This is a genomic window from Alloactinosynnema sp. L-07 (assembly GCF_900070365.1).
Taxonomy (GTDB): domain Bacteria; phylum Actinomycetota; class Actinomycetes; order Mycobacteriales; family Pseudonocardiaceae; genus Actinokineospora.
The window spans coordinates 3,016,302-3,038,280 of record NZ_LN850107.1 but is presented as its reverse complement, the minus strand read 5'-3'; the positions used below and the strand labels follow the sequence as shown (position 1 = coordinate 3,038,280).

17 protein-coding genes are annotated in these 21,979 nt (G+C 68.8%); 9 read left to right on the top strand and 8 right to left on the bottom strand.

Annotation, left to right across the window (positions count from 1 at the left end; genetic code table 11):
- The first annotated feature begins 203 nt into the window (after positions 1–203).
- Genes BN1701_RS13435 through glgB form a run of 4 tightly spaced genes read left to right on the top strand, consistent with a single transcriptional unit; the run spans position 204 to position 7,507 of the window.
- On the top strand, positions 204–2,171 hold the full coding sequence (locus tag BN1701_RS13435; protein WP_304439913.1) for an alpha-1,4-glucan--maltose-1-phosphate maltosyltransferase: 1,968 nt from the start codon (positions 204–206) through the stop codon (positions 2,169–2,171).
- On the top strand, positions 2,164–3,849 hold the full coding sequence (gene treS / locus BN1701_RS13430; RefSeq protein WP_082859839.1) for a maltose alpha-D-glucosyltransferase: 1,686 nt from the start codon (positions 2,164–2,166) through the stop codon (positions 3,847–3,849). Before BN1701_RS13435 ends, treS begins: the two co-directional genes overlap by 8 nt.
- Positions 3,850–3,854: 5 nt before the next feature.
- On the top strand, positions 3,855–5,225 hold the full coding sequence (locus BN1701_RS13425) for a hypothetical protein (RefSeq protein ID WP_054048825.1): 1,371 nt from the start codon (positions 3,855–3,857) through the stop codon (positions 5,223–5,225).
- Positions 5,226–5,281: 56 nt separating this feature from the next.
- Positions 5,282–7,507 (top strand): 1,4-alpha-glucan branching protein GlgB, encoded by a 2,226-nt coding sequence (gene glgB / locus BN1701_RS13420; protein WP_369800533.1) that lies wholly within the window; start codon positions 5,282–5,284, stop codon positions 7,505–7,507.
- A 7-nt stretch (positions 7,508–7,514) separates the two neighbouring features.
- Here glgB and BN1701_RS13415 read toward each other — a convergent pair whose 3' ends face one another.
- From BN1701_RS13415 to BN1701_RS13405, 3 genes are all read right to left on the bottom strand, one after another.
- On the bottom strand, positions 7,515–8,372 hold the full coding sequence (locus BN1701_RS13415; RefSeq protein ID WP_054048821.1) for a cytochrome c biogenesis CcdA family protein: 858 nt from the start codon (positions 8,370–8,372) through the stop codon (positions 7,515–7,517).
- Positions 8,369–8,917, bottom strand: coding sequence for a redoxin domain-containing protein (locus tag BN1701_RS13410; RefSeq protein ID WP_054055831.1), 549 nt, complete (start codon positions 8,915–8,917; stop codon positions 8,369–8,371). Before BN1701_RS13410 ends, BN1701_RS13415 begins: the two co-directional genes overlap by 4 nt.
- A gap of 204 nt (positions 8,918–9,121) precedes the next feature.
- On the bottom strand, positions 9,122–9,649 hold the full coding sequence (locus BN1701_RS13405) for a hypothetical protein (RefSeq protein ID WP_157367963.1): 528 nt from the start codon (positions 9,647–9,649) through the stop codon (positions 9,122–9,124).
- Between the two features lie 263 nt (positions 9,650–9,912).
- On the opposite strand from BN1701_RS13405, the gene BN1701_RS13400 reads away from it, so the two are divergent.
- Together BN1701_RS13400 and BN1701_RS13395 are read left to right on the top strand one after the other, a co-directional pair.
- Positions 9,913–10,617 (top strand): molybdopterin-dependent oxidoreductase, encoded by a 705-nt coding sequence (locus BN1701_RS13400; protein WP_054048817.1) that lies wholly within the window; start codon positions 9,913–9,915, stop codon positions 10,615–10,617.
- A gap of 62 nt (positions 10,618–10,679) precedes the next feature.
- Positions 10,680–12,593, top strand: a complete 1,914-nt coding sequence (locus tag BN1701_RS13395) for a hypothetical protein (protein ID WP_054048815.1) — start codon at positions 10,680–10,682, stop codon at positions 12,591–12,593.
- Here BN1701_RS13395 and BN1701_RS13390 read toward each other — a convergent pair.
- The 3 genes from BN1701_RS13390 to BN1701_RS13385 are packed head-to-tail and all read right to left on the bottom strand — an operon-like array spanning position 12,564 to position 15,259.
- On the bottom strand, positions 12,564–13,826 hold the full coding sequence (locus BN1701_RS13390; RefSeq protein WP_054048813.1) for a hypothetical protein: 1,263 nt from the start codon (positions 13,824–13,826) through the stop codon (positions 12,564–12,566). The genes BN1701_RS13395 and BN1701_RS13390 overlap by 30 nt on opposite strands.
- Entirely contained in the window at positions 13,798–14,283 is a 486-nt protein-coding gene (locus tag BN1701_RS35525; protein WP_157367962.1) for a hypothetical protein, read from the bottom strand. The genes BN1701_RS13390 and BN1701_RS35525 overlap by 29 nt, the downstream gene beginning before the upstream one ends.
- A gap of 31 nt (positions 14,284–14,314) precedes the next feature.
- Positions 14,315–15,259 carry a pentapeptide repeat-containing protein gene (locus BN1701_RS13385; protein WP_054048811.1) on the bottom strand — a complete coding sequence of 315 codons (945 nt, stop codon included), beginning with the start codon at positions 15,257–15,259 and terminating at the stop codon, positions 14,315–14,317.
- 363 nt (positions 15,260–15,622) lie between these two features.
- On the opposite strand from BN1701_RS13385, the gene BN1701_RS13380 reads away from it, so the two are divergent.
- Both BN1701_RS13380 and BN1701_RS13375 read left to right on the top strand, forming a co-directional pair.
- Positions 15,623–17,080, top strand: a complete 1,458-nt coding sequence (locus BN1701_RS13380; protein ID WP_172803202.1) for an NF041680 family putative transposase — start codon at positions 15,623–15,625, stop codon at positions 17,078–17,080.
- A 78-nt stretch (positions 17,081–17,158) separates the two neighbouring features.
- Positions 17,159–18,568, top strand: coding sequence for an APC family permease (locus BN1701_RS13375; RefSeq protein WP_054055830.1), 1,410 nt, complete (start codon positions 17,159–17,161; stop codon positions 18,566–18,568).
- 94 nt (positions 18,569–18,662) lie between these two features.
- On the opposite strand, the gene BN1701_RS13370 is transcribed toward BN1701_RS13375, so the two are convergent.
- Positions 18,663–20,447 (bottom strand): APC family permease, encoded by a 1,785-nt coding sequence (locus BN1701_RS13370; RefSeq protein ID WP_054055829.1) that lies wholly within the window; start codon positions 20,445–20,447, stop codon positions 18,663–18,665.
- Between the two features lie 103 nt (positions 20,448–20,550).
- Positions 20,551–21,204 carry an SDR family NAD(P)-dependent oxidoreductase gene (locus BN1701_RS13365; protein WP_054048809.1) on the bottom strand — a complete coding sequence of 218 codons (654 nt, stop codon included), beginning with the start codon at positions 21,202–21,204 and terminating at the stop codon, positions 20,551–20,553.
- A 277-nt stretch (positions 21,205–21,481) separates the two neighbouring features.
- On the opposite strand from BN1701_RS13365, the gene BN1701_RS13360 reads away from it, so the two are divergent.
- Positions 21,482–21,910, top strand: coding sequence for a hypothetical protein (locus BN1701_RS13360; protein WP_157367960.1), 429 nt, complete (start codon positions 21,482–21,484; stop codon positions 21,908–21,910).
- Positions 21,911–21,979: the final 69 nt, after the last annotated feature.

The window sequence follows — 21,979 nt, the reverse complement described above, 5'->3', positions numbered from 1 at the left end:
CCGCAGCCGCCGACCACATTTGGCCGCGCGCGAGCTGGAAGCGCCCCTCGCACCGTCACCCGGATCCGAGGCAGGTCGCCGTGTGTAGCCGCCGATATGCGGCGGACACGTGTGGGCATCGAATCGGAAGAATAGAGCTGATTGTGAGCACGGAGAGTGGCCGTACTCGTCGACGCTTCCCTCTGACGAGTGTCGGTCGGATCGTGATCGATGACGTGTTCCCCGTGGTGAGTCGTGGGAGCCATCCGGCGAAGGCCGTGGTAGGCGAACATGTGCCGCTGCGCGCGACGGTCTGGCGTGAGGGCCATGACGCGGTCGGGGCGACGGCGGCGTGGCGCGGCCCAGGTGACAGCGGATGGCGGCGGATCCGGATGGTTCCCGGCGCGGCCGGGTCCGACGAGTTCGTGGCCACGGTGGTGCCCGATCAGCTCGGGGCGTGGTCGTTCCGCGTCGAGGCATGGGGCGATCCCTGGTCGACCTGGCGGTCCGCGGTCGTCGCCAAACTGGCGGCGGGCCACGACGCGGAGTCGCTGGAGAACGATCTCGAGACGGGTGCGCGGCTGCTCGATCGGGTCGCGCGCAGGCCCGGCGAGACTCGGCGATCGCGGCTCACGGAAGCCGCCGCCGCGTTGCGGGACACCGGGCGTGCGCTGCCCGAGCGGACCGGCCCGGCGCTCGCCGACCCGGTCGCGGCCGTGCTGGACGCCCAGCCGCTTCGCGACCTGCTCACCACCGGAGTGGCGCACCACATCTGGGTCGACCGCCCTCGTGGGTCGTTCGGGTCCTGGTACGAGTTCTTCCCCCGTTCGACCGGCGGGCGGGATCAGGCAGGCCGTCCGGTGCACGGGACGTTGGCCACCGCGGAGCGTGCCCTGGATCGGGTGGCGGCGATGGGTTTCGACGTGGTGTACCTGCCCCCGATTCACCCGATCGGTGTAGTGAATCGCAAGGGCCCCGGCAACTCGCTCACCGCGGGTCCCGGCGATGTGGGGTCGCCGTGGGCGATCGGTTCGGCCGCGGGCGGCCATGACGCGATCCACCCTGACCTGGGCACAGAGGTGGACTTCAAGGCTTTTGTGGCGCGGGCCGAGGAGTTGGGCATGGAGGTGGCGCTGGACCTGGCGCTGCAGTGCGCACCGGATCACCCGTGGGTCATCGAGCACCCTGAGTGGTTCACGACCCTGCCGGACGGCACGGTCGCGTTCGCGGAGAACCCGCCGAAGAAATACCAGGACATCTACCCGGTCAACTTCGACACGGCCGCCCCCGAGGCGCTGTACCGGGAGATTCGCTCGGTTGTGGTGGCGTGGATCGAGCGTGGTGTCCGTGTGTTCCGGGTCGACAACCCGCACACCAAGCCCGCGGACTTCTGGCACTGGCTGATCTGGGACATCAAAAGCACCCACCCTGACGTGCTGTTCCTCGCGGAGGCGTTCACCCGCCCTGCGCGGCTGCACGGACTCGCCCGCCTCGGCTTCACCCAGTCCTACACCTACTTCACTTGGCGCACCCAGAAGCACGAGCTGATCGACTTCGGCAACGACCTGGTCGCCCACGCCGAGGAGACCCGGCCGAACCTGTTCGTCAACACGCCGGACATCCTGCACGAGTCGCTGCAGCGCGGCGGGCCGTCGATGTTCGCCATCCGGGCCGCGCTCGCCGCGACGCTGTCACCCACATGGGGCGTCTACTCCGGGTTCGAGCTGTTCGAGTGCGAACCCGCCGCGGATGGCAGCGAGGAGTACCGGGACTCGGAGAAGTACGAGTTGCGTCCCCGTGACTATGCGGCGGCACTCGCGGAGAACCGTTCGCTGGAACCCTGGCTGGGCACCCTCAACCGGGTCCGCCGCGCCCATCCCGCCTTGCAGCAGCTGCGGACGCTGCGATTCCACGACATCGACAACGACTCGCTGCTGGCCTACAGCAAGACCGACCCGGCCACCGGTGACGCGGTCGTCGTGATCGTCACCCTCGACCCCCACCGACCCCACGAGGGAACCCTGCGGTTGGGAATGGAGCATCTCGGGCTACCGCAGGACGCCCACTTCACCGCGGTCGACCTGGTCACCGGGCAGGAGTGGGGGTGGTCGGACACCAACTACGTCCGGCTCGACCCCGCGGTCGCGGTCGCGCACATCGTCTCGATCACCAGGAGCGGCAGCGGTGCCTGACATCCAGAACCCCGCGACGGCTGATCCCGAGTGGTTCAAGAGTGCCGTCTTCTACGAGGTCCTCGTGCGCGCGTTCAGCGACTCCAATGGCGACGGCACCGGCGACCTGCGCGGGCTGGCCGACAAGCTGGACTACCTGGCCTGGCTCGGCGTCGACTGCCTGTGGCTGCCGCCGTTCTACGCCTCCCCGCTGCGCGACGGCGGCTACGACATCAGCGACTTCCGCGCGGTGCTGCCCGAGTTCGGCACCATCGACGACCTCGTCCACCTGCTGAACGAAGCACACTCGCGCGGGATGAAGGTCATCACCGATCTCGTCCTCAACCACACTTCCGATGCCCACAAGTGGTTCCAGGAGTCGCGCCGCGACCCGGACGGTCCCTATGGCGACTATTACGTGTGGTCTGACACCGATGAGGCCTATGCCGACGCGCGGATCATCTTCGTCGACACCGAGACGTCGAACTGGACCTACGACCCGGTCCGCGGCCAGTTCTACTGGCATCGGTTCTTCTCCCACCAGCCCGACCTCAACTACGAGAACCCCGAGGTCGCCGAGGCGATGCTCGACGTGCTGCGGTTCTGGCTGGACATCGGCATCGACGGCTTCCGCCTCGACGCCGTGCCCTACCTGTTCGAGCAGGAGGGCACCAACTGCGAGAACCTCAAGGCCACCCATGACTACCTCAAGGCCTGCCGCAAGGTCGTGGATGACGAGTTCCCCGGTCGGGTGTTGCTGGCCGAGGCCAATCAGTGGCCCGCCGACGTCGTCGAGTACTTCGGCGACGAGACCGTCGGTGGCGATGAGTGCCACATGGCGTTTCATTTCCCGTTGATGCCGCGGATCTTCATGGCGGTGCGTCGGGAGTCGCGGTTCCCGATCTCGGAGATCCTGGCCCAGACACCGGCGATCCCGGCGGGTGCCCAGTGGGGCATCTTCCTGCGCAACCACGACGAGCTGACCTTGGAGATGGTCACCGACGAGGAGCGCGACTACATGTACGCCGAGTACGCCAAGGACCCGCGGATGAAGGCCAACATCGGCATCCGCAGACGCCTGGCTCCGCTGCTGGACAACGACAGCAACCAGATGGAGCTGTTCACCGCCCTGCTGCTGTCGCTGCCCGGCTCGCCGGTGCTGTACTACGGCGACGAGATCGGCATGGGCGACAACATCTGGCTCGGCGACCGCGACGCGGTCCGCACGCCGATGCAGTGGTCACCGGACCGCAACGCGGGCTTCTCCCGCTGCGACCCCGCCCGCCTCTACCTGCCCGCGATCGCCGACCCCGTCTACGGCTTCCAAGCCGTCAACGTCGAAGCGCAGATGAACAACACCAGCTCCCTGCTGCACTGGACCCGCCGAATGCTCCAGGTCCGGTCGAAGCACACCGCGTTCGGTCTGGGCGACTTCGTCGAATTGGGGGCGTCCAACCCCACTGTGCTGGCGTTCCTTCGCAGGCATCGCCGCGACGTGGTCATGTGCGTGCACAACCTGTCCCGGTTCCCGCAACCGGTGGAGCTGGACCTCTCGGAGTTCGCGGGCCACACCCCGGTCGAACTCACCGGTTGCGTGCAGTTCCCGTCCATCGGCGAACTGCCCTACCTGTTGACGTTGCCTGGCCATGGGTTCTACTGGTTCCAGCTGGCCGACATCGAGCGGGGAGACGGCCGGTGAGCCCGATGGATCTGGTCGACTCGATGGCCGACATCCTGCGGAAGTGGCTGCCACAGCAGCGGTGGTTCGCCGCCAAGGACATCCCGATCCGCCAGGTCAGCGCCGTCCAGGCGCGGGTCCTGGTCGACGGCGACCCACTGCTGGTGCACGCCATGCTGGCCGTCGACCTGGGCGCGCGAGTCCAGCACTATCAGGTGCTACTGGGATTTCGACCGACCTTGCCCGAGCACCTGGTCCACGCGACGATCGGCACCGTGCCACGTGGCTTGATCAGCTATGACGCGATGCAGGACCCGCAGCTCCTCGGTGTGTTGCTGGGTTTGATCGTCGGCTCCCGCGACGTCGACGGGCTGCGGTTCGCGACCGAGCCAGGCGAGATCCTCGATCCGGATCTGCGGTCGCGTCCGGTGCTGGCCGAGCAAAGCAACACCTCCGTGGTGTACGGGCAGCGCTACCTGCTCAAACTGTTCCGCCGGATCACCCCGGGCGACAATCCCGACGTCACCCTGCACCGAGCACTGCACGCCGTGGGCTCCGAGCACATCGCACGGCCGTTGGCAGCCGTGCGGGCCGCACACCTTGGCGTGGACACTGATCTCGCGTTCCTGCAACGATTCCTGCCGTCGGCGGCGGATGGCTGGCCCATGGCCACCGCGAGTGTCCGCGACTTCCTTTCCGCGGCGGATGGTGATGTCGCGCAGGTCGGCGGCGACTTCGCCGCGGAATCGTTCCGACTGGGCGAGACGGTGGCCGCCCTGCACTCAGACCTGCGGATGGCGCTCGGGGAATTCGTGGAGGGGCCCGAGTACGGCAGCACGCGCGCCGCCGACATGCACCGCCGACTCGACCACGCGCTGGCCGTCGCACCGCGACTCAGGCGTGCCGAACCGGATATCCGCTCGGTGTTCGACCGCGCCGCCTACGCGCCGCCGACCGCCATCGGCTTGCAGCGGATCCACGCCGACCTGCATCTGGGTCAGGCGCTGCGGACCCCGGACCGGTGGGTGATCATCGACTTCGAGGGTGAGCCCGGCTCGTCGCAGCGGGACAGGGTGACCCCGAGCTCGCCGCTGCGCGATGTCGCGGGCATGCTGCGCTCCTTCGACTACGCCGCCCACCACCTGCTGATCGGATCGAAGGCCCGAGACCGAGTCCGGGACAAGGCGCGGCTATGGGCCCAACGCAATCGTGACGCGTTCTGCGACGGCTACGCCACCGTGGCCGACGACCCGAGGACCGACGTCGAGCTGCTCGCCGCGTTCGAGTTGGACAAGGCCGTCTACGAGGTCGCCTACGAGCAGACCCACCGCCCCACCTGGGTGGACATCCCTCTCTCCGCTGTCGACCGACTCACCGCAGGAGCACCGACACCGTGACACCCACCGTGACACCGACACCCATTGTGCCGCCCAGCGTGACACCCACAGTGACTGTGACGCCCACTGTGCTGCCCAGCGTGACTGTGACGCCGAGCGTGCCGTCCCACACCGTCGACGCCGCCCCGGTGGCCACCGACCCCGATGACCTCGACCGACTGCTGGCGGGCGCACACCACAACCCGCACGGCGTTCTCGGCGCGCACCCGACGTCGGACGGCACGGTCGTGCGGGTGCTGCGCCCCGGGGCCGTCGAGGTCGTCGTCCTCGCCGACGGATCGCGCTACCGCCTGAACAACAGCTGTGGCCTGTTCGCGGGACTGATTCCGCACTCCCTGGACGACTACCGGCTCGACGTGACCTATCCCGACAGCACCCACGAGATCGCCGACCCATACCGCTGGTCGCCGACGGTGGGGGAGTTCGATCTGCACCTCATCGGCGAGGGAAGGCACGAACGGCTGTGGGAGGTCCTCGGCGCCCATCCCCGGTGCCTCGACGCCGCGGGCGGCCCGGTCGAGGGCACCTCGTTCGCGGTGTGGGCGCCGACCGCCCGCGGTGTGCGGGTCTGCGGGGACTTCGACCACTGGGACGGCCGCGCCACACCACTGCGGTCGCTGGGTTCCTCGGGGGTGTGGGAGCTGTTCGTGCCGGGCATCGCCCCGGGGACGCGCTACAAGTTCCGCGTCCTCGGCGCCGACGGCGTCTGGCATGAGAAAGCCGACCCGATGGCGTTCGCCACCGAGATGCCGCGGGCGACCGCGTCGGTGGTCCACCAGTCGGTGCACCAGTGGCACGACGATGCCTGGATGGCCCGGCGGGCGGTCACCGACTGGAGTCGGGAGCCGGTGAGCGTCTACGAGGTCCACTTGGGATCGTGGCGACAAGGGCTGACCTACCGGGAACTCGCCGAGCAACTCGCCGACTACGTCGAGCGGCATGGATTCACCCACGTGCAGCTGCTCCCGGTGGCGGGGCACCCGTTCGCGGGTTCCTGGGGCTACCAGGTCACCTCCTACTACGCGCCGACACCACGCTTCGGCTCGCCCGACGACTTCCGATACTTCGTCGACCACTTTCACAGCCGGGGGATCGGGGTGCTGGTCGACTGGGTACCCGCCCACTTCCCCCGCGACGAATGGGCCCTCGCGCGTTTCGACGGCAGCACCCTCTACGAACACGCCGATCCGCGACGCGGCGAACACCCCGACTGGGGGACGCTGATCTTCGACTTCGGTCGGGCGGAGGTTCGCAACTTCCTTGTCGCCAACGCTCTCTACTGGCTCGAAGAGTTCCATGTGGACGGTCTGCGGGTCGATGCCGTCGCCTCGATGCTGTACCTCGACTACTCCCGCGAGGACGGCCAGTGGTACCCGAACGAACACGGCGGCCGGGAGAACCTCGACGCCGTGCGGTTCCTGCAGGAACTCAACGCCACCGCCTACCGGAACCACCCCGGCATCATGATGATCGCCGAGGAATCCACCTCATGGCCCGGCGTCACCCAGCCGACCCACCTCGGCGGGCTCGGATTCGGCCTCAAATGGAACATGGGCTGGATGCACGACACCCTGCGCTACCTCGGCCACGACCCCATCCACCGCTCCCACCACCACGACGAGATGACGTTCTCCCTGCTCTACGCGTTCAGTGAGAACTTCATGCTCCCGCTGTCCCATGACGAAGTCGTCCACGGCAAAGGCTCCCTCTGGAGCCGCATACCCGGCGACGACTGGAACAAGGCGGCGGGCCTGCGCGCCCTGTACGCGTTCATGTGGGCCCACCCCGGCAAGCAACTCTTGTTCATGGGCGGCGAATTCGGGCAGACCAGCCAATGGTCGGCCGAGAACTCACTCGACTGGCCCCAACGGGAAACACCGCTGCACGCGGGCCTGGCGCGACTCGTCACCGACCTCAACACGACCTACCGCCACGCGCCCGCGCTCCACACCGCCGACAACACCCCCGACGGCTTCTCGTGGATCGCCGCGGACGACCACGCAGGCAACGTCCTTTCCTTCCTCCGCGCAGGAGCCGACGGCTCGACCATCGCCTGCGTCGCCAACTTCGCCGGCATCCCACACAACCGCTACCGGATCGGTCTGCCCACCGGCGGCCAATGGCGCGAGATCCTCAACACCGACCACACCCGCTACGGCGGATCCGACATGGGCGACTCCGGCAGGCTCCACGCTGAATCTCTGTCATGGCACGGCAGGCCGTACTCCGTGGAAATCACGCTGCCCCCTTCCGGCGTCCTCTGGTTGGCGCCGATAAGCTGAGGAGCACTCAAGTTTTGGCCCGGGCGCGGCGCAGCCGGGTGGCGAGGATCGTGCCGAGCACGAGTGCGGCGAGCGCGATCACGAGCGGCACGGGGCCGATGTCGTCGACCCAGCCCGCGATGACGCCCTGGACGCGGCCCGCGGCGTCGATCACCGGGTCGGCGGCGTCGCCGTCGCCGAGGTAGAGGCGCAGTTCGTAGAGGCCGTAGTAGCCGACATAGAGCCCGACCATGACGAGCAGCACGCCGCTGATCCGGTTGACGTGCGGCAGGATCCGTCGCACCCGGGTGGCAGCGGCGCTGCCCGCCAGGGCGGTCGCCACCGCGAGGACACCGACGAGCAAGGCCATGCCCGCGCCGTAGGCGAGGTAGGCCAGCACGCCATCGCCCACCGAGCCACCGCGAAAGGTCGTGCTGGTGACGGCGAGAAACGGGCCGATCGTGCAGGACAGCGACGCGATGGCGTAGGCCAGGCCGTAGCCGAACATGGTGCCCAGCCGCGCGGTAGGGGCGCCCCGACCGGGTTTGGGCAGCATGAGTGTGATCTCCCGGCCCGCGAGCAGGAACACGCCGAGCACGAGCAGCGCCAGGCCGATCAGGACGGTCACGAACGGCAGATACCGCTGCACCGAGGCGGCCAGCGGGGCGACCACCAAGCCGAACGTCCCGAACACCAAGAGAAACCCGCACGCCATCACCCCCGTGGCGGCCAACGCGCGGGCCAGCGCCCTCGACCGGCCGCTCGCGCCGTCCTCGCCCGTCACGACCAAGGCCAGGTAGGCGGGCAGCATCGCGAACCCGCAGGGGTTGACGGCCGCGACCAGGCCCGCGGCGAGGGCGAACCCGAGGGTGTCCGGGTCGATCACGGCGCGGTCAGCCCGCGAACCCGGTCACCGAGTTCGGCCGTGGTCAATTGACCCTTGACCAGCTCGACGGAACCGTCCGGGCGCACGAACGCGTAGGCGGGCTGCCGGGTCACGTCGAAATGCCGCCAGATCGCCGCGTCGACATCGGCCAGATGTTGGAACGAACCCAGCCCGTACTTGTCCACGAACCCACGCATCGCGGGCACCTCGTCCTGCGCCGCGACCCCCAGGAAGGTCATCGTGCCCTCATGGGCCTTCGCGGTGGCAGCCACCCCGGGGGCCTCCCGCTGACACTTCGGGCACCACGGCGCCCAGAACCACAACACCGCGGCCTTGCCCGCCAGGCTCTCCCCGGAGAAGGCGGCGCCATCCAGCGTCTTCGACGTGAACCGCAACCGCTCCGGCACCGCCACCGGCGCGTCGGAACCCGGCGTTCGCGTAGGCCCCGACACCGCGCTGACCGGCCCGGTCGGCGACGGCGGCTGGGACGACCCGGCGTCGGTTCGCGCGGCGCCGCAGCCAACGAGGGCGACCGTCAAGGGCATCACCAGAAGCGTCTTTCTCAAGGAACCCACAGGGCCATGATGCCGGACCCCGACCGGGCAGCACATCGCCTAGTCTTACGGATCGGTGACGGTCTCCACTGTCCGGAATTTCATCGTTCGACAGATCCGCGAAATTCCGAACTCGTCCGTGATCGTTCTCGTGCGGCGCGCTGTGGTCGGGGTCGGTACGGTACTCGGATTCAGTCAAATGCCCAGGTCCACCCGTATCGCGCGGATGGCCTCGTCGACCAGCGCGCGCACAGCGGGGTCGGCGGCACGCAGGTCCGGGCTCAGGCAGACCATCCACACCAGACGGTCCGACTCCGGTGCGCGCCGAACCGCGATCCGTGCGGCGCCGGTCCCGATCGGCACCCGCACGGTGGCCACGAGAGCGGCCGCCGCGCGGTCACGGGCGATCGCCGCTACACCGGCACCCGGTGGTGGGAGCGAACGCGTGACCACGCGGCCGCTGAGGTGGCGCAGCGTCAGCACGCCGGTTTGGGGCGACCACCGCGCGTGCTCCAGTTCCTCCCACCCGGTCCGCTCCCAGAGGGCCGACTCCGTGTCGCGGTGGTACAGCGCTCGGATGGTCGCGATCAGGCCCAACTCGGCGGTGCCTGCCAGAACCTGTTCCCCCAGAACGACCGGGGATCGCGGCGAGGGCGAGGCGGCGAACACCCGTCGCAGTGCCGTGAGTGGCCAGTGTCCTGGTACCGCGGCGTGAATGGCCATCGGTGCCTCCTGGAGTGTGTGACTCCAGTGAACTCACAAGAGGCGATCAGATGGTGATTCCTGGTCGTTCGGTAAGAAACCCGCAAGGACCTAGATCGGGCGAGCGCGCCTCGTCCAGCGCGGTCCACAGTGGTCAGTCGGGGCCGAGGGCGATGCTGTGCGCCGGTGGTGACTGCGCATCCGAGCGTGCGCAGGCACCACCGGCCCAGCAGGTGGCGGGCATGCCGCCGCCACCATGCCATACCGTTTGGTATTGTCGTGCCATGGGCGACGCTAAGGGCTTGATCAAGGGGAACGGGCTTCCTCCAGGACAACGCCGGGTCGAGGGATTCCCCCGTTTCGGCTCGCACCTGTCCCGGCCTGCCCCGGCCGTTCCGGTCGACCCGGTGATCGAAGTACGCGGAGCGGTGACCGAGGAATTCGACATTCCGCTCGCCTCGCTCTCGCTCCTGCCGCGGCAGGAGATCGCGGCCGACTTCCACTGCGTGGCAGGCTGGACGGCGACCGACCTGCGCTGGGAAGGCGTCTCGTTCGCGACGCTCTACCGCGCTCTCATCGAACCGGCGGTTCCACCCGGAACATTGATCACCCACATCAAGTGCGGCGGACTCGACGGCTGGGAAGCCGCGGTGACGATCGACGACATCCTGGCCGACGACGTCCTCATCGCGCAGAATCTCGACGGCCACCCGCTCGACAGTGACCACGGCGCTCCGGCCCGCCTGGTCAGCCCCAGTCAGTACGGTTACATGAGCGTCAAACACCTCTCCAGCGTCGAGCTCCTGATCACCGCCCCGGCGATCACCGAAGGGCCCTTGATCAGGAGTCATCCCAGGGGCAGGGTCTGGGAAGAGGAACGACACGGCCTCCTCCCCGGACGGGCGGTGCGACTCCTCTATCGGGCCCTGATCGGCCCCATCAGGTTCCTGAGCGCCCGCGGCGCTCGCGACCGCCACACCCTTGAGTAACGGTTCGGCTGCGTGTGGTGATCGTCGGTGTGTAGGGTTCTCGTCGGACTTGGGGAGGGCCGATGTCAGTTCTGCGGCAGCTGCCGATGCCGCCCGCGGTGTTCGTCGATCGCGAGCTGCCCTTGCATGCGATCTGTGAGCACTTCGACCGGGCGCGCGGGGCCGGGCGGCCTGCCTATGTGTCGGTGCACGGCGCCGCTGGGGTGGGCGTTCGGAGTCTTGTCCACAAGGCTTATTGGGATTCGCCGGACCGGTTCGCCGACGGCGCGATCCGGGTGCGGCTGGGTGATGCCGCCCTGCGTGTGCCCGACTTGCTGTGTGAGGCATTGGGGAGTGTGCTCGTCGACGTCGGGGTGCCCGCGGGGGAACTGCCGGTCTCGGCGGAGGATCGGTCTCGGCGGCTGCTGACCAAGACGTATCCGATGAGCGTGCTGCTGGTTCTGGAGGATGTCGCCAGTGCCGCCCAGGTGGAGCCGTTCCTGCTGAACTCGCCGCGCTCGGCGGTGGTGGCGATCTCGCGGTCCCCGATTCGCAGGCTGCGTCAGCTGGAGTTCGCCGTGGTGCCGGTGACGCCGCTCGACGAGGCGTACGGCCTGGATCTGTTCGACCGGATGCTGGGACCGCGGTGGTGCTCGGCCGAGGACGTGGGGCCAGAGTCAGTGGTTCGCGCGTGTGGTGGGTACCCGCTGGCGATCACCACGACCGTCGCCCAGATCGCCGCTACCCCGGACTGGGAGATCTCGGAGCTGCTGCGGCAGTTGTCCCGGCGCGGACTGAGCGCGTTGGACCCCGAATCCCAGGGATTCGTTCGCGACAGTTTCGACCGCGCCTACGACAGACTTTCGCCGCGGGCGCAGCGCGCCTACCGGATCGCTGTGGGACTGCATCCTGGGTCGGTGGTGCCGCTCGCCGCCGCGACGGCCCTGTTGGACGAACCTGCGCTGTTGGCGGAACTTGCGAGCGCGCACCTGGTCACCCAGGTCGCGGCCGACCGATTCGAGATCCACGACATCGCGCACTGGCACGCCAGGGAACTCTTGGAGAACACCGACGGGTTCGACCAGCAGCGGGCCGCCGCGGAGCGGGTCGTCCGGTGGTATCTGGCGGAGACCGCGCGGCATGACCGTGCGTTGTCCGACCGGCCCCGGATCGGGCCCGCGTACGGTGACCTCGGCGCTGTGCCCACCCGATCCGCGGCTCTGGACTGGCTGGAGGCGTGGCGGCCGAATCTGCGCTCGGCGGTCTTGCAAGCCGAGAGGTTCCACCTCGACGACCTCGCCTGGCAGCTGTGCGAGGCGTTGTGGGGCCTCTACCACCTGCACGGCCACTACGAGGACTGGATCACCACCCACCAGATCGGTGTGGGCGCGGCGGGCCGCGTCGGCGACTCGCGGGTGCGCATGCGGATGTCCTCTCAGCTGGGCGCCGCGCTGCTCGCCACCGGCGAACTCGACCATGCGCACCGTCAGTTCGCCGACTCGCTCGGGTTCGCCGAGGAGTGTGGCGACTCGCAGGGAAGGCAGAGTGCTCTGGAGTGGCTGGGAAAGGTCGCCGCCCGGAGCGGGGACAGTGCCGCCGCGCTGTGTCGGTTCGACGAGTCGTGGTGGGTGGCTGAAAACGAGGCAGCCGAGTCGCTGCGACCCCGGATGTTCGCCCTGCTCCACCTGCAGCGCGCCCGGGTCTGGCTGCGGATGGGTGACAAGCAAGCGGCGATCGCCGCGGCGGCCGCGGCCGACTACTTCGCCCAGTCCGGGGAGTCGGACAACCTCGCCAAGTCGCTCCTCGTCGTGGCTGAGGCCGACACCGACGACACCGACTCGGCGCGGCGGGCGAGTGTGTTGTTCCGAGCGGACGGTTCCCTGCGTGGCGAGGGTGCGGCGCTGGAACTGCTGGTGGCGTCAGGCGCAGCGGAGTATCGAGACCGGCTCAGGGAGATCTACACGATGCTAGGTGATCCGCGGGCCGAAAAGCTCTGACTCTTTGATCGTGAACACCGCCTCACCGGACCGATCGGCGCGCACGCGGAGTTGGGACGGTGGCGGCGTGTCGGCGGTCTGGTGGGCGAGCCACACGTACAGGGCCGAGACGGCCGCGAGTGGGTCCAGCCGTGCCCCTTCGGTGTGGGTCAGTTCGACGACGGGACCTTCGCTGACAGCGGCGACACAGTCCTTTCCGGACACAACGGCGACGATGCGCGCGAACGGGTGCTCGACGGTCGCCGCCCGCAGCCAGTCGCCGGCCGACGACGTGTCTCGGGTGAACACGATGTCCGCGTTACCTCTGATCACCGGCACCTGATGGCCGGCTTCGACCACGAGGTGCGCGTCGTCGAGGACAGGACGGGCCGACTCGCGGTTCTGCAGTGCGTCGGCTGGATGGCGTCGCAACCGGACCGCATCGGTGTCCGTCGGATCCCCGGAAACCCGGACGGCCGCGTACGGTGCCCATAGCGCTGAGGGCTCGGCGAGCAGGGGGACCACGACCGGGCCCGGCGGCTCCGGCAACCCCATCACGCCATAGCAGAGGGCCCGCAGACGGGCGGCGGCTTCGCCCGGATACGCCGAGACGAGATCGACGACCTCGCCGTAGCTGCCGGGTTCGTGGTCCGCGACAGCCCGGTCGACCTGGCCGCGCAGATCGCGGCCCCGAATGAGGGGCGAAGCCACCAGTCCCAGTTGCTCCACACAGGACCCCACCGCGACATCCTCGGTGGGGAACGCGGCGAGGAGTACCGGCTTGTCCAGCGCGGCGCCATAGCAGGTCACGGCTCCGTGGTCGCCGATCACGACGTCCGAGGCGATCAACGCGGCCGCCCAGCCCTCCGCGGGCGGGATGAGGATCAGTCCGGAACGCAGGCAGTCGGCGAGCCACAGCGCCACCTGACCGGGGCCGTGCTCGTGCCAGATGTGGGGGTGCAGCACAGCCGCCACGCGGTACCCGTCGACCGGAAGTTCGGCGATGAGCTGTCGGAGCAGATCAGGCCAGGTCCCGAACAGCGACCGTGACCACCATGTCGTGCTGACCACCACGAAGACATCGTCATCACCGACCCCGAGCGCGGCGCGGAACCCAGGCCGCCGAGGCCTGCTCGCGAGCATGCGGTCGAACCGGGGATCTCCGACCACCACCGCACGGTCGACGGCTTCCGGGACCGAGTCGGCCAGACGATCGGCCTGCTCGTCATGCGACAGAACGAGGACATCGGGCACGACGCGACCCGCTCGCACCAGGGAATCGGGCGAAAGGCCATACACGGCTTTCCGGCTTTCCGGCTTTCCGGCTTTCCGGCTTTCCGGCTTTCCGGCTTTCCGGCAGATTCTTACTGTATCCGACGCCGTGGGACATCACAATCAATGGTGCCGTGACGTCATGGATGTTTCCCCGGGTGTTGGCGGTGATCGCCAGATCCCAATTTCCTGTGACCGCGTCGGTCCAGGAAATTACCGATGCGCCGGAATTCTGGAGGTATTCCGCGACGCCGTTGGGCATGGCGGATTCGTCCGGGCAGGTGAAAACAAGCTGAATCCGCAGATCGGAATCGAACAACGACACAACGTCGGCGAGTCGATTGGCTGACGCGACCGTGTGCACGATGAAGAGCACCTTCCGCGCCGAGCGCAGTGTCGCCCACGTAGCGACGCGTTCAGGTCCCCAGGGCGAGTTCATCGCTGGGCACTCTAGTTCCCGCAGGGGGTGGTCACGGTCTGGCGCTGAGGGGATGGTCGATCCCCGCGGGCATCTTGGTGCGCTCGTCGAGCTTCGCCCGGCGGATCTGCTCGGCGGTCAGACCGATCGCGCCGCTGAGGTCAGTGCCGCGAAGGTCGGTGTTGACCAGGACCGCGTTCGTCAGCACGGTGTCGCGCAGCGTCGCGAGCCTCAGGTCGGCCTCGGTGAGGTCGGCTAAACTGCAGTCGGCCCCCGTGAGGTCGGTGCCCGCCAACACAGCTCGCCGCAGGGACGCCGAGCGCATCCGGGTGCGTGCTGCGACGGCATCGCTCAGGGTCGCCCCGTCGAGCCGGGCGGAGTCGAGGTCGGCGTCGGTGAGGTTCGACTCGGTGAGATCGGCCTGGTCAAGGCGGCTGTGGGGGAGAGCGATGCCAGTCAGGCTCGCGCCCGCGAGCCGTACGCCACGTAGATCAAGTGGTGTGTCCTCGACCTTGCGCGGTGGTGCTTCCCGCAGCGCCGAGACCGCCGCGCGGAGATCGCCGCGAGTGCGGACCGCGTCGGGTTCGGCCGCGCTGGTGTGCTGGCGGAGAAAGTCGGTCAGCGTCTCGCGGACGCGAGACCGGTCGCGGGGGGAGTCGAACATGATGCGGTCCAGCGCGCGGACGCCACCGGCCCGGACCGTGGCGTCGGCCGCCCCAAGATGATCCACCGCGGCGTTGAACCGGTCGGTGAACTGCTTGTCGCGGTCGAGGGCGAACTTGCGGGCGGTGTAGACGAGACCGCCCGCGACCACGAACGCACTGAGCACGGTGGTGAGCTGACCACGAATGGCGCTGATCGCGTCCAAGCGCTCCTTGGGGCCGAGCTGGTCGAGGTCGCCGCCCGCGAGCCAGGCCACCGCGGGTCCGAACAACAGCCATCCCAAGGCGACCGCGCCGAGGACCGCGGCGAGACCGATCAGCCAGCGCTTCGTCATGGGCCTATTCCACTACGTTGCGGACGCTACCTGTGACTCAGGGTGGCGCAACCGCCCGGGCAGGTGGAATCGAGCAGCCCGGCGTCGAGTCGGACGTGCTGCACGACTTCCTCCTGGCACTGGATGTGTCCACACCGGACATTCCCGACCGGGCGACCAGCACCTCGCGCACCGGTTGGCGTGTCGCCCAACGAGCCCACTGGATCCAACGACCCGTCCCTCGCCCAAATATGAACGTAGCCTAGCTTGAGTTTTAACCTTCGGGTGCTGGTCGGCGACCCCTGTTGATCATGGGTGTAGCCCTTGGTTGATCATTCCTCTTGCGACAGAAGGAAGATCAAGACAAGGGCTACGGTGATCAGTGTGCATCACGCCGATGGCGGGGTGGGCGTCGGGGAGCTGTGCGGGTTCCGGCGGGAGTTCCATGGGTGTTTGACCCGGCGGGCGGACGCGTTGTTCGAGCTGGCCGACGCGGTGTTGTGTGCCGATGGGCCGGTGCGTTCGGTCGCGGAGTTGTCGCTGGTCGCGGAGCATCGCCGAGGTCATGGCAGCGGTTACGCGGCGCTGGCGCAGGGCCGGGTGGACCTCGACCGGCTGCGTTGCGCGGTGGCCGCGGTGTCGGTGCCTCGGGCCGCGGGCGGGCGGTTGGTGCTGGCGGTGGATGTCACCTGTTGGCTGCGCCCGGAGGCCCACACCTCGCCGCAGCGGGTGCTGTGTCACACCTACGGGCGCGGCAAGGACACCCACATCATGGTGCCGGGCTGGCCCTACTCGGTGATCGTCGCCCTGGAGGCCGGGCGTGGCTCGTGGACCGCGCCGTTGGACGCGGTCCGGCTGGCGCCCGGTGATGACGCCGCGACCGTCACCGCCGGGCAGGTGCGTGGCGTGGTGGACCGGCTGATCGCGGCGGGGCAGTGGCGGCCGGGGGATCCGGAGATCCTGCTGGTGGCCGATGCGGGCTACGACGGTCCCCGTCTGGCCCACGTGCTGGCCGACCTGCCGATCACCGTGCTGGTGCGGATGCGTTCGGACCGGGTCCTGCGCCGTCCCGCGCCACCGCAGCCGCCTGGCACCCTGGGCAGGCCCCGCCGCCACGGCGGCGAGTTCGCCTTCGGTGACCCTGACAGTTGGGGCGAGCCCGAGGTCACCACACGGACCGAGACCCGCCTCTACGGCCCCGCGCACGTCCGGGCCTGGGACCGGCTGCATCCCCGGCTGACCCACCGCATCGCCTGGGCAGACCACACCGGGAACCTTCCGATCCTGGAGGGAACCGTGATCCGCCTCGAAGTCGCCCGCCTGCCCTCCGGGGCGATCCCCAAACCCGTGTGGCTCTGGCACTCGCGGACCGGACTCACCACCGGCGAGGTCGACCGACTCTGGCAGGCATTCCTGCGCCGGTTCGACATCGAGCACACCTTCCGCATGCTCAAACAGACCCTCGGCTGGACCACCCCGAAACTCCGGTCCCCGCAGGCGGCCGACCGATGGACCTGGCTACTGCTGGCCGCCTACACCCAACTACGCCTCGCACGCGGTCTCACGGCCGACCTGCGCCGCCCATGGGAGAAACCCGTCGCGGCACAAACACTGTCCCCAGCCAGAGTCCGGCGCGGGTTTCGGAACCTGCGCCCACATCTGGCCCGCCCTGCCGGTGTCCCGAAACCCTCACGACCCGGCCACGGCCGCCCCGCCGGAGTCCCCAACCACCAGCCCGCGGCCCGCCACGACGTGCACGTCATGACCAGCCCAAACAAACAGAAACCCGCCCACGGCAAGAAGGCAAAGTCCACCAACCCACGACCCCGCCGCACAGGTTAAAACTCAAGCTAGCCGCGATCTTCCGGCGTCGTACTTCTCGAAATGGCCGATGCCGAAGTGATCCGGCACACTCTTTTCATGGCTACGGAAACCACGGCACCGGAGCCCGCACAGGCCCAACCCGGCCTCAAGCGGGCCATTGGGCCCAAGCTGCTGTTCTTCTTCGTGATCGGTGACGTTCTCGGCACCGGCATCTACGCGCTCACCGGCAGCGTGGCGGGCCGGGTCGGTGGTGCGCTGTGGGTGCCGTTCCTGGTGGCCTTCATCGTGGCGTTCCTGACCGCGTTCAGCTATCTGGAGCTGGTCGGCAAGTACCCGAGGGCCGCCGGAGCCGCGCTGTACACCAACCGCGCGTTCAAGATCCCGTTCCTGACGTTCCTCGTCGCCTTCACCGTGATGTGCTCCGGCATCACGTCGGCCTCCGCGGCCGCCCGGGCCTTCGGCGCCACGTACCTGCCCGCGTCGTTCGATATCAAGGTGTCGGCCCCGGTCATCGCGATCGTCGCCGTGGTCTTCGTCCTCATGCTCGCCGCGATCAACTTCATCGGGGTGTCCGAGTCGGTCAAGGCCAACGTGGTGCTCACCTGCATCGAGCTGTCCGGCCTCCTGATCATCATCGGGGTCGGGGTGTGGGCAGTGCTGCAGGGCAATGGCGAGCCCGCCAGGCTGACCGAGTTCAAAACCGCGGACCAGAGCGCGTTGCTGGCCGTCACGGCGGCCACGTCGCTCGCGTTCTTCGCCATGGTGGGGTTCGAGGACTCGGTGAACATGGCCGAGGAGTGCAAGGAGCCCGCGCGCATCTTCCCCAAGGCGCTACTCGCAGGCCTCGGCGCCGCGGCGGTGATCTATATCCTGGTGGCGCTCACATCCTCGCTGCTGATCCCGGCCAACGATCTCGCCGCCGCCAAGTCCAACGCGCTGCTCAACGTGCTCGCGGTCGGTGCGCCCGGCTTCCCCCTGCGCTTGTTCGCGTTCATCGGCCTGTTCGCGGTGGTCAACTCAGCGCTGATCAACATGTTGATGGCCAGCAGGCTGCTCTACGGCATGGCGAACGAGCGGATCCTGCCCAGGGCGTTCGGCACCGTGCACCCGCTGCGCCGCACGCCGTGGGTGGCGATCCTGGTGACCACCGGCATCGCGGCCGTGCTCGTCGCCTCCGCCGGGGCCGACGGGGTGAGCAAGCTCGGCGGCACCACCGCGCTGCTGCTCCTGATCGTCTTCACCGTGGTCAACGCGGCCGTTCTGGTGCTGCGCCGGGAGTCGGTGGAGCACAAGCACTTCCGAGCGCCGACCTGGGCGCCGATCCTGGCCGCCGTGCTGTGCGGGTACCTCGCCGTCCCGGTGCTGTCCGGCCGACCGGCAGGCGACTACTACCTCGCGCTCGCGCTGATCGGCGTTGGGATCCTGCTGTGGGTGGTCAACTGGCTGTACCTGCGCAGCAGGGGTGAGCGAGTCGAGGTCGACGCCACAAAGCTGGGAAAGCGCTGACCTGGATTGGGTTCGGCTGGTGTCGGGCACCGACTTCCGGCCACCCTGCGGCTGATCCATCGGTGCCGTCGTCTCCGTCAACCAGCCGACGCCCTCATCGGACATGGAACCGCAGTCGGGCGACGACGGCGTCGGTGCGGCGTCTCAGTGCCCTGGCCAGTACCGCGCCGCGCTGGTTTTGCAGGATCCGTTGCCAGAGGTGGTCAGGTTCGACTTCGGCGATGAGGACGAAGACCTGTTTCTCGGTGGCCCGGCGCAGGTGCTCGACCAGCGGTTCGCCGAGTCGGCGGCGGTGGTCGTAGAGCTGGACGAGGGGGACGCCGGGGTTCCATTCGTCCCAGGCGTCGACGAAGGCTTTGGTGTCGTCGTCTGGGTGGGTGACGTGGACGGCTTCGACTCGGTCGCCGAGGGAGAGCGCGGCGGCGATGGCGTCGCGGGTGAGGCGCGAGATGCTCCCGACGGGGACGACGACCAGGGAGCGGTTGGGTCGGGGTGGTGTGGGGACTCGGCCGAGTTCGAGGCGGTCGCCGATGTGGGTGTAGGCGCGGTGCACTCGTTCCATGAGGAAAACGAGCACGGGCAGTGTGACGACGATCAGCCAGCCGCCTTCGGTGAACTTGGTGGCGGTGACGACGAGCGCGGCGCAGCCGGTGAGGAGTGCGCCGAAGCCGTTGAGCACGACCCGGCCGCGCCAGTTCGCCGACCGTTCGCGGAGCCAGTGTCGGACCATCCCGACCTGAGACAGGGTGAAGCCGACGAACACGCCGATCGCGAACAGCGGCACCAGCACGTTCATCTGGCCGTTGGCGACGATCAGCAGGATCGCCGAGGTGATGGTGAGGAATCCGATGCCGTAGCGGTGGACTTGGCGTTCGGCGCGCAGGGCGAACAGGTGCGGCAGGTTGTTGTGGTTGGCGAGCAGCTGGGCGAGGACGGGCAGGCCGCCGAAGGAGGTGTTCGCGGCCAGCGCGAGCAGGACAACGGTGGCGAACTGCACGAGGTAATAGCCGAATCCGTCGCCGAGTGACGCGGTGGTGACCTGGGACAGCACGGTCACGCCGTCGGCCGGGTGGATCTCGAACTTCTCGATGAGGACGGCGAGACCGATGAGCATGGTGGCAAGCAGTCCGCCGAGCGCGACTTCGGCGCTCTGTGCCCGCCGGACTCGGGGGGCGCGGAAGGAGGGGACAGCGTTGGCGATCGCCTCGACGCCGGTCAGGGCGGCGCAGCCGTTGGCGAACGCCTTGAGCAGCAGCAGGACGCCGACGGTCTCCAAAGCGGTGGCTTGGGCGGCGGCGGGAGCGACCGCGGGGGCGCCGCGCAGCAGGCCGACGACGATCACCACGACGATGGACCCGACGAAGATCGCCGTCGGCGCGATGAACGCCCGGGCGCTGTGGGCGATGCCGCGCAGATTCACCGCGGTCACCGCCACCAGAACGCCCAGGCACAGCCGTAGCGTGTGGGGGAGCAGTTCGGGGACCGCCGAGGTGAGCGCGGCGACACCCGCGGCGACCGACACGGCGACGTTGAGGACGTAGTCGACGACGAGGGACGCCGCCGCGACCAGCGACGCGCGTCGGCCCAGGTAGGCGCGGGCCACGCCGTAGGCGCCGCCACCGTCGGGGAACGCGGCGATGACCTGGCGGTAGGAGAGGGTGAGCACGGCGAGCAGCAGGGCGATGGTCATCGTGACCGGGAGCGTGAAGCCCAGGCCCGCGCCGCCCGCCACGGCGAGCACGAGGACGATCGCCTCAGGCCCATACGCGACGGAGGCCATGGCGTCGAGGGAGAGCGCGGCCAGCCCGCCGACCACGGTGAGCCGGTACCGCTCGTCGCGGCCGGTATCAGGGGGACGTTTGCGCAGGGTGAGAGTCACGGCTGTGAAGGGTGCTCCGATGCCGGTTCGCCGGACAGGGTCCTTGACGAATTCTTGACGGGCGACCTGTATCACGCGCTTGTTCACTGCCGAGCAGGTGCGGTCAGCGGACATGTCCGGTGGTCGAACGCCAATCCCGAGAAGCTGTCGCGCCGCAACGGCGGCGTGCCCCGAACATCGGCACCACGGTCGCGTCGGCATCCAGCTCGGCACCGGCTTTGGCGAGCGCAGTGGCGAGCATGGTGAGCGCGATGTTCGAGGCGGCGATCGTGGTGTATCGGCGGTGCCGGTGGATGTCGTCCCATTCCAAGTCCTGGCCGCGCGGGTGTGGAGTGGTTGAGAGGGTGACCACGCGGGGGCCCGCGGCCCGGCGCAGCGGCACCTCCAGCGCGCGGGTCAGCAGCGCGGGGGCGAGATAGTTGACCTGCAACTCGATCTCGTTGCCGTCCGCGGTGACCCCGTCAGTCGTCGCGTCACTGACCGCGGCGTTGACGAGCAGGGTGAGGACGGGATGCTCGTCGGCCACGCGCCGGGCAAGGTGGATGACCTCGTCGAGCCTGGTGAAGTCGGCGGCGACCGGCTGTATCCGTGCCGGGTCCGCGCCGCGGCTGATCAAGGCGTGCGCGGCGTCGCGGCTCTGTTGCGGGGTGCGCGAATGCAGCACGACGGTGTAGCCGTCGGACAGCAGTTCGTCGGCGATGTCGTGGCCGACGCCGCGACCAGCGCCGGTGACCAGGGCGGTCGGGAACTCGGGCATGTCTTGTCCAGTCTGGGCACAGTGATAGCCGGGCGCGGCAACGTCAGCGGCACCACTGGGCGGCGACTGTGCCCACGACGGCCATCGAACAGATCCCGGACGGGTACGGGCAAGGGCACTTACGCGATCTCCACGGCGATCGTCGGTGGCGCGTAAGGCCGCGCCCGGGGGGAGGACGACGATAGGCCGTTAGGAATCCGTCAATCTTTCCGCGCACGGCGTGGAGATCCCGCCAAGGACCCTTTATGGAAACACTGTGGCGCGCTGGGATGGTGGTATGCGTAGAGAATTGATTCCTGGGGGATTCGGATTCCCGTTGGGGATCGTCGCCGAGGTGGCCGCGACCATGCTCGTCGTCGCCGCGGGTGCGACCGCGCACCCGGGCCTGTCCACGGTGGCGATGGTCGTCGTCATCGATGTCATGGTCTTCGTGACCACTACTCGCGCCACGATGGGGGTCGCGGTGGTGTGTTGGTGCCTGCACGCCGGATTCGTCCTGGGCCGCCACGGCGAACTCGCCTTCACTGGCCAGTCCGGCCGAGACGCCCTTCTCATCGCCCTCAACACGTTCGGCGTGCTGCTGCTGGCCGCCACGTTGCGCGGGCAGCGGAGGGTTCCGTTGCACGAGCGTGAGAACGATCCGATGGCGCCCCGGATCCCGGTGCAGCTCGCGCGGACCGCCGTTCGGGGCTCGGCCGTGAGATAGCGGGGTGAAAGGAATTCGTTGGTTTCGGGCGGGAGATCTTGATTCCGCGGTTCACACCGGATTCCATGT